The organism is Thalassotalea eurytherma (assembly GCF_030161415.1).
Taxonomy (GTDB): Bacteria; Pseudomonadota; Gammaproteobacteria; order Enterobacterales; family Alteromonadaceae; genus Thalassotalea_G; species Thalassotalea_G eurytherma.
Genome location: NZ_BSSU01000016.1, coordinates 71,730 through 87,296, shown reverse-complemented (window position 1 = coordinate 87,296; position 15,567 = coordinate 71,730). Strand labels below are relative to the sequence as shown.

General features: G+C 39.7%; 15 protein-coding genes. 8 read left to right on the top strand and 7 right to left on the bottom strand.

What is annotated here, in order from left to right; all coding sequences use genetic code 11:
- Window positions 1–118 precede the first annotated feature (118 nt).
- Window positions 119–388, top strand: a complete 270-nt coding sequence (gene rpsO / locus QQK02_RS15395) for a 30S ribosomal protein S15 (protein WP_284209023.1) — start codon at window positions 119–121, stop codon at window positions 386–388.
- A gap of 102 nt (window positions 389–490) precedes the next feature.
- On the opposite strand, the gene QQK02_RS15390 is transcribed toward rpsO, so the two are convergent.
- Together QQK02_RS15390 and QQK02_RS15385 are read right to left on the bottom strand one after the other, a co-directional pair.
- A complete protein-coding gene (locus QQK02_RS15390) occupies window positions 491–1,360 on the bottom strand; it encodes an alpha/beta hydrolase family protein (RefSeq protein WP_284209022.1) in 870 nt (289 codons plus the stop codon).
- A gap of 485 nt (window positions 1,361–1,845) precedes the next feature.
- A complete protein-coding gene (locus QQK02_RS15385) occupies window positions 1,846–2,043 on the bottom strand; it encodes a hypothetical protein (RefSeq protein ID WP_284209020.1) in 198 nt (65 codons plus the stop codon).
- A 251-nt stretch (window positions 2,044–2,294) separates the two neighbouring features.
- On the opposite strand from QQK02_RS15385, the gene pnp reads away from it, so the two are divergent.
- The 3 genes from pnp to QQK02_RS15370 all read left to right on the top strand — a co-directional run bounded on the left by pnp (window position 2,295) and on the right by QQK02_RS15370 (window position 6,804).
- Window positions 2,295–4,418: a polyribonucleotide nucleotidyltransferase gene (pnp, locus tag QQK02_RS15380; RefSeq protein WP_284209019.1), complete on the top strand. Its 2,124-nt coding sequence runs from the start codon at window positions 2,295–2,297 to the stop codon at window positions 4,416–4,418.
- Window positions 4,419–4,505: 87 nt separating this feature from the next.
- Window positions 4,506–5,396 (top strand): lipoprotein NlpI, encoded by an 891-nt coding sequence (nlpI, locus tag QQK02_RS15375; protein WP_284209017.1) that lies wholly within the window; start codon window positions 4,506–4,508, stop codon window positions 5,394–5,396.
- A gap of 7 nt (window positions 5,397–5,403) precedes the next feature.
- Window positions 5,404–6,804 carry a hypothetical protein gene (locus tag QQK02_RS15370; protein WP_284209016.1) on the top strand — a complete coding sequence of 467 codons (1,401 nt, stop codon included), beginning with the start codon at window positions 5,404–5,406 and terminating at the stop codon, window positions 6,802–6,804.
- A 26-nt stretch (window positions 6,805–6,830) separates the two neighbouring features.
- Here QQK02_RS15370 and QQK02_RS15365 read toward each other — a convergent pair whose 3' ends face one another.
- Entirely contained in the window at window positions 6,831–7,067 is a 237-nt protein-coding gene (locus QQK02_RS15365) for a hypothetical protein (protein WP_284209015.1), read from the bottom strand.
- Between the two features lie 149 nt (window positions 7,068–7,216).
- On the opposite strand from QQK02_RS15365, the gene QQK02_RS15360 reads away from it, so the two are divergent.
- Window positions 7,217–8,875, top strand: a complete 1,659-nt coding sequence (locus QQK02_RS15360; RefSeq protein ID WP_284209014.1) for a SufS family cysteine desulfurase — start codon at window positions 7,217–7,219, stop codon at window positions 8,873–8,875.
- Here the strand turns inward: QQK02_RS15360 and tcdA are convergent.
- The 4 genes from tcdA to QQK02_RS15340 all read right to left on the bottom strand — a co-directional run bounded on the left by tcdA (window position 8,865) and on the right by QQK02_RS15340 (window position 12,665).
- Window positions 8,865–9,653: a tRNA cyclic N6-threonylcarbamoyladenosine(37) synthase TcdA gene (gene tcdA / locus QQK02_RS15355; protein WP_284209013.1), complete on the bottom strand. Its 789-nt coding sequence runs from the start codon at window positions 9,651–9,653 to the stop codon at window positions 8,865–8,867. The genes QQK02_RS15360 and tcdA overlap by 11 nt on opposite strands.
- A 123-nt stretch (window positions 9,654–9,776) precedes the next feature.
- Window positions 9,777–10,277 carry a sensor histidine kinase gene (locus QQK02_RS15350; protein WP_284209012.1) on the bottom strand — a complete coding sequence of 167 codons (501 nt, stop codon included), beginning with the start codon at window positions 10,275–10,277 and terminating at the stop codon, window positions 9,777–9,779.
- Between the two features lie 38 nt (window positions 10,278–10,315).
- The gene (locus QQK02_RS15345; RefSeq protein WP_284209011.1) at window positions 10,316–11,260 is read right to left on the bottom strand and encodes a response regulator; all 945 of its coding nucleotides are present in this window, start codon (window positions 11,258–11,260) and stop codon (window positions 10,316–10,318) included.
- A gap of 118 nt (window positions 11,261–11,378) precedes the next feature.
- Window positions 11,379–12,665 carry a citrate synthase gene (locus QQK02_RS15340; protein ID WP_284209010.1) on the bottom strand — a complete coding sequence of 429 codons (1,287 nt, stop codon included), beginning with the start codon at window positions 12,663–12,665 and terminating at the stop codon, window positions 11,379–11,381.
- A 412-nt stretch (window positions 12,666–13,077) separates the two neighbouring features.
- On the opposite strand from QQK02_RS15340, the gene sdhC reads away from it, so the two are divergent.
- Genes sdhC through sdhA form a run of 3 tightly spaced genes read left to right on the top strand, consistent with a single transcriptional unit; the run spans window position 13,078 to window position 15,566 of the window.
- On the top strand, window positions 13,078–13,452 hold the full coding sequence (sdhC, locus tag QQK02_RS15335) for a succinate dehydrogenase, cytochrome b556 subunit (protein WP_284209009.1): 375 nt from the start codon (window positions 13,078–13,080) through the stop codon (window positions 13,450–13,452).
- Window positions 13,446–13,793 carry a succinate dehydrogenase, hydrophobic membrane anchor protein gene (gene sdhD, locus QQK02_RS15330; RefSeq protein WP_284209008.1) on the top strand — a complete coding sequence of 116 codons (348 nt, stop codon included), beginning with the start codon at window positions 13,446–13,448 and terminating at the stop codon, window positions 13,791–13,793. The genes sdhC and sdhD overlap by 7 nt, the downstream gene beginning before the upstream one ends.
- Window positions 13,794–15,566, top strand: a complete 1,773-nt coding sequence (gene sdhA, locus QQK02_RS15325; RefSeq protein WP_284209006.1) for a succinate dehydrogenase flavoprotein subunit — start codon at window positions 13,794–13,796, stop codon at window positions 15,564–15,566.
- Window position 15,567 lies beyond the last annotated feature (1 nt).

Below are 15,567 nucleotides of genomic sequence, written 5' to 3'. Positions count from 1 at the left end.
TCTCAGTTATTACTTGATTTTATGTCATTGGCTGATAGAATACCGCCTCCTTCATCTATGCTGAATTAGTGATCGGCTAGATGTGATTTTAAATTCTAACTATTTTATAGGAATTGTTATGTCGCTAAATGCACAAGAAAAAGCAGCTATCGTTGCAGAATACGCAGTTAAAGAAGGTGATACTGGTTCACCTGAAGTACAAGTTGCTTTATTAACTACACAAATTAACCACCTTCAAGGTCACTTCAAAGAGCACATCCATGATCACCACTCTCGTCGTGGTTTATTACGCATGGTCAGCCAACGTCGTAAGTTACTTGACTACTTGAAGCGCAAAAACACTGAGCGTTACTCAGCGTTAATTGCTAAATTAGGTTTACGTCGTTAATCGATAAGAATCTAGAAAAAAGGAGCCTTAAGGCTCCTTTTTTTATGTTCGAAATTTATGATACTTACTCATTTATATCAACGACTAGGTGAGCATAGTAAATTAGCTGTGCTTGGCTAGCCAGTTAATAGCAATCGGCCAAAGCTGCTTTCGTTGGCTTGAAAAAAACTTCATATGGCCTATATCTTCAACATTATAAGATTCCGGCGATAGTACTTGAGTCTGTGCTCGGTGTTTAGCTTTGGTAAAAACCGATATCATGTCAGCAACGTTCGTGTTGTTTGCTATGTCATCATCCTCAGCATTTAACCACAAAGATGGCACGTCTAGTTCATCATAGTGGTGTTCAAATATTGTTTTGCCAAACGCTGTTTTTACATACCCTTGACCATTACACCAATGTTGCCATTGCTTTGCGACTTGCTTTGGTAAAGGCTCACCCATACCTACCCATTGTGATTTCGCGTGGCCAAAGATTAAGTTCGAAGCAGGAATGAATAGGTTCATGAAAAACTGTGCTTTAAAGGCGTAAGGAAAGTGCATGTTTTTAAGACAGCCAGATGAACAAGCAAAGTTAAATATTGATGTTAAATTATGGCTGTTTGGCATTAAGCCCACTAGTTGACCACCAGCACTATGGCCAACTAAGTGGTATGAAGTCGAAGGGAACTCACTCATCAACCTATCGAGAACGGCTGTTTGATCCTGTTGCCCCCAACATTGCAGTGAGGCACTCGATTTCTTTATGTTTCCCGTTAAAGATTTACCTATACCACGGTTGTCATAAGTAATAACGCCAAACCCTTGTTGAGCTAGAAACATTGCAAACTTCGCATAAAAGACCTGCTTGATACCCGTAGCAGGAGCGATCATCACAGCGCCCTTTAATGGTAAACTGCTATGATAAATGGTACCTGAGATTGATATATTGTCTGGACAGGAAATAGCGACATCTTGTTGAGTTGTTGTCATGGGGTAGTTGTTTTTGTGTCTTTTGTCCATAATACACAAAACTAAAAAGTGGTCAAACCAGTTGGTTAGTTAAAGGTAAGCCAGTAGTTGGGGTTCTCAAGCGGTGTTGTACTAGAAAGGTATGGATTATCAAGCGCTACAACTTGACGTTTTTGCTGGGCAACATCGTTTATTATCTCGCCATAGTATTTATTGAAAAGTTTATCGAAGCTACCATCAGTTAAGGCTTAGTTAAGACCCGATTCAATTGCATTGGCCAGAACAACATTGCCTTGGCGGACATAAAAATAATAGGCGCTTGGATAATGAATAAGAAGATACGATTCTATTGTGATATTTAGCTTCTTAAACTCATGGTAATTTCCTTCGATTTTTATAATGGAACGAGGGAAAAAGTCAAAACGCTTTTTATGTAGCATTGTATATAAGCCTGCATATCACTACTGGTGGCTGCAGTGAGCTTATTCGCCCATAACACGCTGGTGTCACACCATGTATTGAATTGGGATGTCGGTGCCAAACCCTTTGGTTGTATAAGAGCCTTCGCTATAACTCAGTGCGTGCGATAGTAATTCGGTTAGATAATCTGTTCGGTCGTTGCCTGGACATATGACATCTTTTGCAAGTGTGATACATGGCGTAAATAGCGAAAGAATGATTAGCAAATTAAAAATCTTGTTCATCGAACGTCTCAAATTACTCATCGTTGCTAAACGAAAACTTACATATTTTACGCAACATGATCATCTCAATTTAAAACGATTTTAGATCGAGTAAAAAAATAAATTAAGTTTTTAAGAAATCTATCCATTTAATCTGCTATATCCCTAGCAAATAAGTGGTTTGTCAGTATAATTAGCGAGCAGAATTAAATGAAAGAAAATAGAGCTGATTTAAATAGGTAAATCAGTGTCTCAAATAAGGAATACAATAAATGTTTACTCCGGTAACCAAAACATTTCAATACGGTCAACATACCGTAACGCTAGAAACAGGTGTAATTGCACGTCAAGCAACTGCTGCTGTAATGGCTTCAATGGACGATACAAGTGTATTAGTGTCTGTTGTTGCTAAAAAAGATGCTGTTGAAGGGCAAGATTTCTTCCCATTAACAGTAAACTATCAAGAGAAAACTTACGCTGCAGGTAAAATTCCTGGCGGTTTCTTCAAGCGTGAAGGTCGTCCTTCAGAGGAAGAAACATTAACGGCTCGTTTAATCGACCGTCCAATTCGTCCATTATTCCCAGAAGGGTTTACGAACGAAGTTCAAGTTATTATTACGGTTGTTTCAGCAAACCCTGAAATCGCCCCAGATATTATCTCATTATTAGGTACATCAGCAGCATTAGCTATTTCAGGTGCTCCTTTTAATGGTCCAGTAGGTGCAGCACGTGTTGGTTATAAAGACGGCCAATACTTATTGAACCCATTACAATCAGAATTAGAGTCTAGCCAATTAGATTTAGTTGTTGCAGGTACTGAAGCAGCTGTATTAATGGTTGAATCAGAAGCTGACGTTTTATCTGAAGATGTGATGTTAGGCGCTGTTGTATACGGTCACGAACAATCACAAGTTGCTGTAAATGCAATTAAAGAATTTGCTGCTGAAGTAAATACGCCTTCTTGGAACTGGGAAGCGCCAGCTAAGAACGAAGCACTTGCAGCAAAAATTGCAGAGCTTTCAGAAGCGCAAGTAAACGAAGCTTACCAAATTACTGAAAAAGCTACACGTTATGAACGCGTTGCAGTAATTCGTAACGAAGTTGTTGAAAAGCTACTTGCTGAAGATGCAGAATTAAATGTTCAAGAAGCAAAGGACTTATTCCACGACTTAGAAAAAACAGTTGTACGTGGTCGTATCACACAAGGTCACCCACGTATTGATGGTCGTGATCCTGAGATGATTCGTGCGCTAGACGTAATGACAGGTGTATTACCAAGAACTCACGGTTCATCTGTGTTTACTCGTGGTGAAACTCAAGCGCTAGTTACTGCTACGTTAGGTACAGCACGTGATGCACAGCGTATCGAAACAATTTTGGGTGAGAAGACAGACAACTTCATGTTGCACTACAACTTCCCTCCATACTCTGTAGGTGAAACTGGTTTTGTTGGTTCACCAAAGCGTCGTGAAATTGGTCATGGTCGTTTAGCTAAGCGCGGTATTTTAGCGGTTATGCCTACAATGGAAGAATTCCCGTACTCTGTGCGTGTTGTGTCTGAAATCACTGAATCAAATGGTTCATCTTCAATGGCTTCTGTTTGTGGTACTTCATTAGCATTAATGGACGCAGGTGTACCAATTAAAGCGTCTGTTGCAGGTATTGCAATGGGCTTAGTAAAAGAAGGCGACAGCCACGTTGTTCTTTCAGATATCTTAGGTGATGAAGATCACTTAGGCGATATGGACTTTAAAGTAGCAGGTACTAACGAAGGTATTACTGCACTTCAAATGGATATCAAGATTGAAGGTATCACTAAAGATATTATGCAAACTGCGCTTAACCAAGCGAAGGGCGCTCGTATCCATATCTTGAAAACGATGGACGAAGCAATTAATGGTGCTCGTGATGACATCTCTGAATTTGCTCCTCGTATCCATACGATGAAAATCAACTCAGATAAGATTCGTGACGTTATCGGTAAAGGTGGTGCAACTATTCGCCAACTTACTGAAGAAACAGGCACAACTATCGAGATTGAAGACGATGGCACAGTAAAAATTGCTGCAACAGACGGCGTACAAGCACAAGACGCTATTGACCGCATCAAAGCAATTACAGCTGAAATAGAAGTAGGTTCTATCTACAAAGGTAAAGTTGTTCGTATCGTTGATTTCGGTGCGTTCGTTAACGTATTACCAGGTAAAGATGGCTTAGTTCACATCTCTCAAATTTCTGAAGAGCGTGTTAACGCGGTAACTGACGTATTATCTGAAGGTCAAGAAGTGACTGTTAAGGTATTAGAAGTTGACCGTCAAGGCCGTGTTCGTTTAAGTATTAAAGAAGCGGCTGAAAAGCCAGCTGAAGAAGCAGCGCCAGAAGCACCTGCTGAATAAACTTAAACAAACAATTAAGTAAAATAAAAGGAGACGAATGAGTCTCCTTTTTTATATACTGAAGAAAATTAATTCGGCGAGACCTTTGTGAAATCATTTTCTTATCTGTCGGCTATTGTATTAGCATTTTCCTTACAAGCATGCTCGAGTATATCTTCATCTCCTACGTCAGCTGTTGAGCAATTAGTGCTGGCTGAACCCCTAACGGTTCATTATAAAAGTGAAATTGCACTTGCGAGATTGTCGGAGGTATTAACCCGTGCTGACATTACCGATGAGCAACGAGCTCAATTGTTTTATGATCGCGGTGTTATATACGACAGTGTGGGTTTGCGTTCACTTGCTCGATTAGACTTTACTAGAGCATTGCGTTTAAAGCCTGATCTCGTTGATGCTTATAACTTCTTAGGCATTCATTTAACGCAGCAACAAGAGTTTATTCAGGCCTATGAGCAGTTTGATTCAGCAATAGAGCTTGAGCCAAATCATGAGTATGCATATCTTAACCGCGGCATTGCCTTGTACTACGGTGGCAGATCTGAATTAGCGATTGACGATTTACTCGTTTTTCATCAACAGCAAGCAAGCGATCCATACCGTATTTTGTGGCTATATTTAGCAGAGCGTAATATTGATGTTGAACAAGCGACATTAAGTATTCAAAGTCGCTTAGATGGTGTTTCAGAGACAGCATGGGCAAAACAAATTATTCGACTTTATGCCGGTCAATTAAGTGAAGCAGACTTTATTAATTCACTGACGGCAAATGTTTCAAGTTCAAGAGAGCTTGCTGATCGATTATGTGAAGGCTACTTTTACTTAGCAAAATACAAGCAGTTTGAAGGTAAGCCTAATGCAGCTGCAAATTACTTTAAACTTGCACTAAGCACCAATGTTTATGAGTTTGTTGAGCATAGATACGCTAAATTAGAGCTGCAAATTATGCGTGAAGCAATGGCGAGTGCTCCACAAAGCTAAAAGACGTATGTTTTTATTAAGGTTAATTATCAGTTTGAGCTTGTTGGTGTTAATACCAACAAGCTCTTTTTCGTTAAAGGCCTATCTCAACTCATCCTTTGTCAAACTAGAAACGGGAAAGCTTACCGATACTGCTGTCTATCAATCATTACTCGGGTTAGGTTTAAAACATAAGGAAAAACATGCGCAAGTTATTACGAGAAAACGATACCAATTAGGCGAGAAAAAGTGGTTAGCATTGACTAAAGAGTTGGCTAAAACTGATGAAGTGTTTGCCATAGAGTTAGCCAATTACTATGCAGGTAAAGGTGATACACAGTCAGCTAAACTTTGGTTAGCACCTCATTTAACACCATCTGTTCCTGCAGCCACAGCAAATATTGTAAGGCTTTATGCCAACTTAACTTTAGAACAAGAACACCCTGAGGAGGCGTTTGAATTCCTTTCAAAACACCCTGAGTTGCGTTATGAACAAGCAACGGTGTTATTAGCACTAGAACTAGGTATTCTGAGTTTTATTGAACAATTGCTAGCTTCACAAGATAGCCTAGCAAAGGCCCCTTATTTAACCGGTTTACTCGCCGATATTTTTTACTTTGCTTTACCTCATGCAATCACGATTGCAGATAGAAAACCTCAGCTAGTCGTGAGTAGTGACATTGGCTCATGTGAGAAATCTGTCACGTTTTTTGCCACAAGCGTTCAAGATATTCAACAAATTAGAGCTCATCTTGATGCGTTAAAAAATCATACATTACTATCAATTGTTTGCCCCAGTGAAGTGCGTTACCTGCCGATTTCTGTTCTTGATTGTTTAATGGAGCCAAAGCAGCCAATTTTATGTAATGAAACGATTTTTTCTCTCTTTAAGCAACAGGTGAAAACAGATTACTTAGCTGTGATGTTGCCGGTGGGGGGGGCCAATGTTCATCAAGGCATATTGTATTTTGATCGCCAAGATTCTCCTCAGGTGCTTATTCATGAACTTGCTCATTTCGTTGGCTTTGTCGATGAATATCCGCTAAGAAAGCATCATCAAGTTTGCCAACCGACAGGGAAAGCCGCTGGGCAAAATGTAATTGTTTTTGAAGATAGCTATACACGCTTAAATCGAGAGCAACTTTTAGCGAAGTTACCTTGGGGGGCTTACATTAAAAGTACAACACCGTTGTGGACGCTCAAGCAGGGCAGAAAGCTTTTAGGTACGCCATCATCGTATGTTGGTGAAGTAGGGTTGTTCTTTAGTGAAACATGTATCAATAATCCAACATTTGCCTACAAGCCAATCCCGAAAAAAAGCTTTATGCGCTATTTTGAGATGGATATTCCTAAGCTCTATCAAACGTTGTTACATAGTGATACTAATATTTTCTTTCAGCCGAGTTATTTGACGAATGTAAATGAGTAACGCAAAACAATGAGGTAACGCTTCGTTTAGCCCGAGCTGTTATTGGGCGATAGACGTGAAGGCTTTGTATCATCTATTGTGATTAATGCACGAGACTTGCTTTCTACGTACGGTTTTATTGCCGTTAACGCCTTAGCTTCATGGTACTTACTAACCTTAGCAATTGGCCAAGTTTGCTCATTAGTGGTAAATGTTGGAGAGTGAGAAGCGTGATCATTTGTGTTTTTGTGTTGTTTTTTACTGAACCAAGAATAAAGTGGCATACTGCTTACCCCTATGAGAATACTCATGTTTAGTTATAGTCAGATATCATCAATTTAGCGAATTAAAACATACTAATTTAGGAATCTTTTCATTCCCATTTAAAAACTTGGGTATAATGCTCCTACTTTATGACAGTATGACGACAGAGATGAAAAGGTTAGAAGAATTTCGCTGCCAGTTTCCACTACTTGAAAGCCAAGTTTATGGTAAACCATTGGTTTATTTCGATAACGCTGCTACCACGCAAAAACCAGCAAAAGTTATCGAAGCCTCTAGTCATTTCTACGAAACCCAAAATGCTAATGTTCACCGTGCTTCTCATGTGATTAGTGCCAAAGCTACAACGGCATTTGAACAATCTCGTACCGCGGTTGCTCAATTCATTAATGCACGTAGTACCAAAGAAGTTATATGGACATCGGGAACAACTAACGCAATAAACCTTGTTGCACAAAGCTGGGGAAAAGCTAACCTTACAAAGCATGATAAGGTTTTAGTAAGCGTGGCCGAGCATCACGCCAATATAGTACCTTGGCAAATGATCGCCAAAGAAACAGGCGCTGAAATTGTTGCAATCAACTTGACATCGTCGGGTGTTATTGACCTTAAACACCTTAAGCGTGAGCTAAGTGCTAACGTGAAACTCATTTCAGTGAATCATATTTCAAATGTCACTGGTAAGCTCAATCCTGTTGAAGCTATCATCAACTTAGCAAAAGAAGTCGGTGCAAAAGTACTCATTGATGGTGCACAGGCTATTGCACATCATCGTATCGACGTGCAAAAACTCGATTGTGATTTTTACGTTTTCTCTGGGCACAAAATGTTTGGGCCAACAGGTTTAGGTGTACTTTATGGTAAGCAAGCAATTTTAGAAGCAATGCCGGTTTATCAAACCGGTGGTGAAATGATTAAGTCCGTTAGCTTTGTTAAAGGTACATGCTTTAATGAGCTGCCTTTTAAGTTTGAACCAGGTACGCCAAACATTGCATCTGTCGTCGCATTTAATGATGCTATTGCGCTTATTGAAGCGCATAGAGACTTGATAGCTAAACAAGACGATGAATTAACCCGTTATACCTATCAATCATTGTGTCAGATAAAGGCGGTTAAGCCTCTCTTTGATGGGCTGCCAGATATTCCTCTGTTTTCATTTAGTGTCGATAATCAACACAATCAAGATGTCGCGGCGTATTTAGATAGTAAAGGTATTGCAATAAGAGCAGGACACCACTGTGCGATGCCGTTGATGGAGTACTTAGCGATTGATGGATGCTTGAGAGTATCGTTAGCGCCTTACAATACTAAGCAAGAAGTTGATTTTTTGGTTAGCACACTACAGGGTTTACTATCAAACGAACAATCAATTGAAGTCATTGAAAGTGCTCATCAAGAAGGACAAGCATTAAAAATCATCGAGCGGTTTAACGTTGCTAATAGCTGGGATAAAAAGCATCGCGAAATCATGATGTTAGGTAAAGAGTTTGCTCGCATGGATAAGGCTTTGCGCAGCGCCGAAAGTTTAATTAGTGGCTGTGAAAGTAAGGCCTGGTTAATCGCTGAAAGTACCGCTAATGGTTATGAATTTAGTGCCGATAGCGACGCTAAAATTGTCAGAGGATTATTGGCCGTTACCTTAGCAGCTTATCAAGGTAAATCAGCAGATGAGATATTAGCGTTTGATATTGAATCGTACTTTAATAAGCTAGGTTTACAAAGTCATTTAAGCCCATCACGTGGTAATGGGCTGTTGTCGATTGTTGAAAAGATTAAAAGTATTGCCGAATCAAAATTGCTTACGCAGTAGTATGCTTCTTTATTAACTTTTTCAATACGATAGAACACGCAAAAAAGGCAAAACTGGCCGTTACATTAGTAATCGCGCCAAAGCCACCACTGCAATCTAATCGCATCGCACCATCATTACTTTGTTTTGCATGGCAAATATCGCCATCGTTTGTTGGATAAACAAGTTGTTCTGTAGAGTAAACGGCATCAATGCGAAATTTACGTTTCGTATTTTTGGGGAAATTAAAATCTCGACGCAATTGATTACGTACTTTAGCCAGCAAAGGATCCTGATAAGTACGGCTTAAATCGTCTACTTTTATTTGTGTTGGATCAACTTGCCCACCTGCGCCACCGATAGTGACAATTGGCAGTTTAATGCGTTTACAACGGGCAATAATCGCTGATTTTATTTTTACTGAATCTATTGCATCCACTAAGTAATCATAACGACCATCTATGTGTTCAAAAAGGTTTTCGTCGGTAATGAAGTCTTCAATTTCATTGACGATACAGTCAGGGTTGATATCACGGATACGGTTGGCCATAACTTCAACTTTACTTTCACCAACACTCGATGTCAGTGCGTGAATTTGGCGATTAGTGTTCGTTGTACAAATATCATCTAAATCAATTAAGGTTAATTGGTTTACACCCGAACGAGCCAGAGATTCCGCAACCCAAGAACCTACGCCACCAATACCGATGACACACACATGTGCATTTTTTATAACTTGGGCACCCGCTTTACCGTAAAGTCGTTCAATGCCACCGAAGCGTAGTTGATATTCAGACATCTTTTTTCCACTTGCCAAAAACCGGCGTAGTATACCAGTTTGATGAAATATTTAGCTAGTTGGCGAAGGAAAATAACGTATTAATGAGGAGAATAAATCTGAACTTTAGAACTCTATGAATATTTATTCACTGTTAGGTAGGGTGATTGTAAACCGCGTTGAATTATCATCAATGATTTCAAAACCAATAGTGCCATTTTGTACTTCTGTCATAATTTTCGCAGAGTATGTACCAAAACCAGAGCCTTTAATATGATTTGAACTAGAGAATTTCTCAAACAAATTGTCTCGCAATTCAATCGGTACCACACCTTTGTTTAAACTGTGTACTTGAATATGTCGGGGCGAAGACTCTAACGTAATTGTTACGTTTGAATACTCAGGTGCCGCTTCAATAGCGTTCTTTATGATATTATTAAAAATGGCAATACATAGTAGCTCTTCGGCATAGGCATGATGGTTATTACCAATAGTTTCTATCGACATTGAAACATTTTTTTCGTCAGCAATAATACTGGTACCTTTTACTGCATTATTAACAACGTTGAGTAAATCAACCGTTGTTGGCTTTAACGGGTAATTTCCTTGTTCAATCTTATAAACATCAAGTGAGCTGTTAATCATGTCTAACACTTGAGTCGTTGCACTCCTGATATCCTGAGCTATCTTGCTATCTTGCTATCGTTTATTTTGTTCGCTTCAAACAAAACGCGTGCTAAAGGCCCCTTAAGATCGTGTCTTGTTAATTGGTCAATGCTTTCTCTTAATTCAACGTTTTCTTCAAGGGTATGAACTTGAGCTATTAACGCTTTGGCCTGACTAGCTAGTTGATACTGTGTTTTTACTCGTGCCAATAAGATCTGGGGCTGAAATGGCTTAATGATGTAATCGACAGCACCAAGGTTTAAGCCTTTTACTACATCGTCTATTTCTGATTTAGCCGATAAGAAAATGACCGGAATATGTTTGGTAGCTTGGTGGGACTTTAATTGTTTGCAAACTTCAAAACCATCGATTCCAGGCATCATAATATCGAGTAGGATGACATCAATTGATTGGTAATTTTTATGTACAATTTCTAATGCTTGTTGACCTGATTTAGCGGCAATAATTTTGTAATGGGCTTTAAGGTGTCCAATGGCAACATCAATATTAGTCGGCTCATCGTCAACAATTAATATTTTACCTTTGCCTATAGACAACATCATATTTTCAGTTGGTTTGTTGATGCTTGTTAATCGCGTTTGAAATATAAATTGCTCTGTTAGGCGAAATAGCCCATCTAGAATAGCTTTTTCATTGAGTTCGCCCGTTAATGTAACAATTGCTTTATTGGTATTAGTAAAACTGGTTTTACTTGACAGAGTGAAGGCTGGCAATGTTTTATCTTCAGCTAACTTAGCAAGCAGGTTATCATTTGCTGTGTCTTGATACGGTTGACCTAAGATAAGTAAATCTGTTGGAGTAAACTCTAAAAAAGCCATGACATCGTCGTCACTTTCAACAAAAGCAATCTTCTGCTTTTCAACACCGGAGTCGATAAGTATTCTGGCTATTGCCTGACGGAAAATTGGACTTTTATCTGCAACTAAGATGGTTTCAAGCACAGTATATCCAGTAATGAAGTTAAGTTAATAATCAGCATATACAAAAATATCACAAATGAGAACAGGCAAAAAAAAGGCAACTTAGAAAGTTGCCTTTTTCGATTAAAAAACAGAGGTATTATCTATTTTTTAATGGTGTAAATTCACGATCAATTTCGCCAGTGTATAATTGGCGTGGACGACCGATTTTTTGACCCGGTTGAGTTAACATTTCATCCCAGTGTGAAATCCAGCCTACAGTGCGTGACATGGCGAAGATTACCGTGAACATGCTAGTAGGAATACCTAAAGCTTTCAAGATAATACCTGAGTAGAAATCTACGTTAGGGTAAAGTTTCTTCTCAATAAAGTATGGGTCTTCTAACGCAACTTTTTCTAATGCCATTGCAACATCTAATAATGGATCAGTTACACCAAGCTCTTCTAAAACTTCATGACATGTTTCGCGCATAACTGTCGCGCGAGGATCGAAGTTTTTGTAAACACGGTGACCAAAGCCCATTAAGCGGAATGGATCAGACTTGTCTTTTGCTTTCTTAACGAACTCATCTACACGTGTCACATCGCCAATTTCTTCTAACATGTTTAAACATGCTTCGTTAGCGCCACCGTGAGCAGGACCCCATAAAGATGCAACACCAGCAGCAATACATGCATAAGGGTTAGCACCTGAAGAACCAGCTAAACGTACAGTTGATGTTGAAGCGTTTTGCTCGTGATCTGCGTGAAGTGTGAAGATACGATCCATTGCTCGTGCTGCAACGTCGCTTACTTTGTATTCTTCAGCAGGAACAGAGAACATCATGTGTAAGAAGTTTTCTGCATAAGATAGGTCATTTCGTGGATATACGAACGGTTGACCAATGCTGTATTTATAGGCCATCGCTGCAATTGTTGGCATTTTAGCAATTAAGCGATGAGCACTACGCATACGCTGTGCCGGATCGTCAATATCTAAATCACTGTGGTAGAAAGATGAAAGCGCACCTACTACACCACAAAGCATGGCCATTGGGTGAGCGTCAGGTAAGAAGCCTTGGAAGAAGTGAGCTAACTTTTCATGAACCATAGTATGGTTAGTGATGATTGATTTAAATTCATCGTACTCTGCTTTCGTTGGCGCTTTACCATTTAATAGTAAGTAACAAACTTCTAAGAAATCCGCTTCATTGGCTAAGCTTGCGATAGGGTAACCGCGATGCTGTAACACACCATTGCCGCCATCGATGTAAGTAATTGCTGATTCACATGATGCTGTAGCTAAGAAGCCTGGATCATATGTAAAGTAACCTGCACCACCTAGAGTACGGATATCAATGACATCGTTACCTGCGCTACCTGCTAAAATTGGTAATTCAGCGATAACTTTACCGTCAATACTTAGAGAGGCTTTAGAGTCAGCCATACGTATATCCCCTATGATTTTGTTGTATTAGATTTATTTTTTATCACGCAGCGAGCACGCGATGAAAAAATACTCAATTTTTTTGAATATAAAACTGGTGCCGTATTCTAATCTAAGATCCCCCCATAAAGTCAATGCAATTGTTAAAATGTGTCCATTTAGATCAACATAATTGCTATTCATAGTGTTTATGCTGGTTAAAATTTAAACGCAAGCTATTAGTGCTCAACGAAAATTGTATTTCTTACGTATCGACTATATAATCAGTTCGATCTGTGAATATGCTTATTTAATTTGTTACTAATTGTAGATTATTCATCTGATTGCTTGGGGAACTGTTTAATAATTATTTAAATAGTTTGAGAGGAACGAAAAAAAGTAGAAGGCTCTGCAGAGCTCTTTAGGCAATATCGTGAAAAAACAACGTCCTGTAAACCTAGATCTAACTACTATCAAAATGCATCCTGCCGCTAATGCATCAATTTTACACCGTGTTTCTGGTGTTATCATGGTGTTCGCCGTGGGGATTTTGTTATGTCTTTTATCTTTATCATTATCATCAGCTGAAGGTTTTGCTGAAGTTGAAGCTATGCTCGATGGCTTTTTCTTTAAGTTTATAATCCTTGGCATTGTTTCAGCACTTATCTATCACTTCTTAGCTGGTATCCGTCACTTAATGATGGACTTCGGTCATTTTGAAGAGAAAGTATCTGGAAACTCAAGTGCTAAAGTGGTTATCGCCCTTTGGATTATCTTAACAGTTCTTGCTGGAGTATGGTTATGGTAAGCAATGCTGCAAGTGTAGGCCGTAGCGGCGTACATGATTTTATTTTATTAAGAGCTAGTGCAATTGTTCTAGCTGCTTATACGCTATTTATGGCGTATTTCTTTTTGACAACACCCGATGTGACATATGACATCTGGAAAGGTCTTTTCTCAGGCCTAGGTGTTAAAGTATTTACAGTACTTGCGCTTGTTGCTGTGCTGATTCATGCCTGGATTGGTATTTGGCAAGTATTGTCTGACTATGTAAAGCCAGCGCTTATTCGCGGTTCTTTACAATTAATTTTTTCAGTAACTTTGTTAGCGTATTTCGCTGCAGGTTTAATTACTGTGTGGGGTGTGTAAGTGACCGTTCCAGTTCGTGAATTTGACGCCATTGTAATTGGCGCAGGCGGTGCGGGTATGCGCGCTGCATTAGCTATTTCAGAGTCGGGTAAATCTTGTGCTTTGATTTCAAAAGTATTCCCAACGCGTTCGCATACAGTATCCGCTCAAGGTGGTATTACTGTTGCTTTAGGTAACGCCCATGAAGATCATTGGGAACAACACATGTACGATACAGTTAAGGGCTCTGATTATATCGGCGACCAAGACGCAATTGAGTACATGTGTAAGACAGGTCCTGAGTCTATTATCGAATTAGAAAAAATGGGTTTACCATTTTCTCGTTTCGAAAACGGTAAAGTATACCAACGTCCATTTGGCGGCCAATCTAAAAACTTTGGTGGCGAACAAGCCGCTCGTACAGCCGCTGCAGCAGACCGTACTGGTCACGCATTATTGCACTGTTTGTATCAGCAAAATGTTAAAAACAAAACTAACGTTTACTCAGAATGGTATGCATTAGATTTAGTTAAAAACGACGACGGTGCAGTTGTAGGTACAACGGCTATCTGTATTGAAACAGGTGAAGTTGTTTACTTTAAAGCCCGTGCAACCGTATTAGCTACGGGTGGTGCAGGTCGTATTTACGCATCAACAACTAACGCTCACATTAATACCGGTGACGGTGTTGGTATGTCTCTTCGTGCTGGCGTTCAAATGCAAGACATGGAAATGTGGCAATTCCATCCAACAGGTATTGCAGGCGCTGGTACACTAGTAACAGAAGGTTGTCGTGGTGAAGGTGGTTACCTACTAAACAAAGACGGTGAGCGCTTCATGGAACGTTATGCGCCAAACGCTAAAGATTTAGCGGGTCGTGACGTTGTTGCTCGTTCAATGATGACGGAAATTCGTGAAGGTCGTGGTTGTGACCATCCTCAATATGGTCCACATATCAAACTTAAATTGGATCACTTGGGTCGTGAAACACTTATGCAACGTCTTCCTGGTGTTTGTGAGTTATCGGAAACCTTTGCTCATGTTCACCCCGCTGATGAACCAATTCCAGTTATTCCTACGTGTCACTACCAAATGGGTGGTGTCCCTTGTAATGTTAACGGTCAAGCAATCTCGTTCAATCCTGAAACAGGTGAAGACACTATCATCGAAGGTTTATTCGCTGTTGGTGAAATTGCAAACGTTTCAGTTCACGGTGCTAACCGTTTAGGTGGTAACTCTTTACTTGATTTAGTTGTATTTGGCCGTGCTGCTGGTAACTTCTTAGGTGAATACCTTGCAGGTACGAGCAACGCTAAAGACGCTTCAAGTGAAAATCTTGATGCAGCCTTAGCACGCTACAACCGTTGGGAAAATTCAACAGGTGGCGAAGACCCTGTACAAATTCGTAAAGACTTACAGCAGTGTATGCAACTTAACTTCTCGGTATTCCGTGAAGGTGATGCAATGGCGGAAGGTATGAAAGAATTAACAGAGATTCGTGAGCGCTTAAAGAATGCTTATCTTGACGATAAGTCTTCTGAGTTCAATACACAACGTATCGAATGTTTAGAATTAGATAACCTTATGGAAACAGCTTACTGTACTGCTAAAGCAGCTAACTTCCGTAAAGAATCTCGTGGTGCACATGCTCGTCAAGATTTCCAAGAGCGTGATGATGAAAATTGGTTATGTCACACTATCTATTCTCCTGACACAGAAGATATGACAAAACGTGATGTAAACATGGAACCTGTTCACCGTGAAGCTTTCCCGCCGAAAGCTCGTACATACTAAG

Bases quoted from the DNA above. Each gene is read 5' to 3' on its own strand.
- QQK02_RS15350 (WP_284209012.1), bottom strand. From the start codon at position 10,277: ATGATTAACAGCTCACTTGATGTTTATAAGATTGAACAAGGAAATTAC.
- QQK02_RS15390 (WP_284209022.1), bottom strand. From the start codon at position 1,360: ATGACAACAACTCAACAAGATGTCGCTATTTCCTGTCCAGACAATATA.
- QQK02_RS15360 (WP_284209014.1), top strand. From the start codon at position 7,217: ATGAAAAGGTTAGAAGAATTTCGCTGCCAGTTTCCACTACTTGAAAGC.
- QQK02_RS15365 (WP_284209015.1), bottom strand. From the start codon at position 7,067: ATGCCACTTTATTCTTGGTTCAGTAAAAAACAACACAAAAACACAAAT.
- QQK02_RS15340 (WP_284209010.1), bottom strand. From the start codon at position 12,665: ATGGCTGACTCTAAAGCCTCTCTAAGTATTGACGGTAAAGTTATCGCT.
- QQK02_RS15370 (WP_284209016.1), top strand. From the start codon at position 5,404: ATGTTTTTATTAAGGTTAATTATCAGTTTGAGCTTGTTGGTGTTAATA.
- pnp (WP_284209019.1), top strand. From the start codon at position 2,295: ATGTTTACTCCGGTAACCAAAACATTTCAATACGGTCAACATACCGTA.
- tcdA (WP_284209013.1), bottom strand. From the start codon at position 9,653: ATGTCTGAATATCAACTACGCTTCGGTGGCATTGAACGACTTTACGGT.
- QQK02_RS15385 (WP_284209020.1), bottom strand. From the start codon at position 2,043: ATGAACAAGATTTTTAATTTGCTAATCATTCTTTCGCTATTTACGCCA.
- rpsO (WP_284209023.1), top strand. From the start codon at position 119: ATGTCGCTAAATGCACAAGAAAAAGCAGCTATCGTTGCAGAATACGCA.
- sdhD (WP_284209008.1), top strand. From the start codon at position 13,446: ATGGTAAGCAATGCTGCAAGTGTAGGCCGTAGCGGCGTACATGATTTT.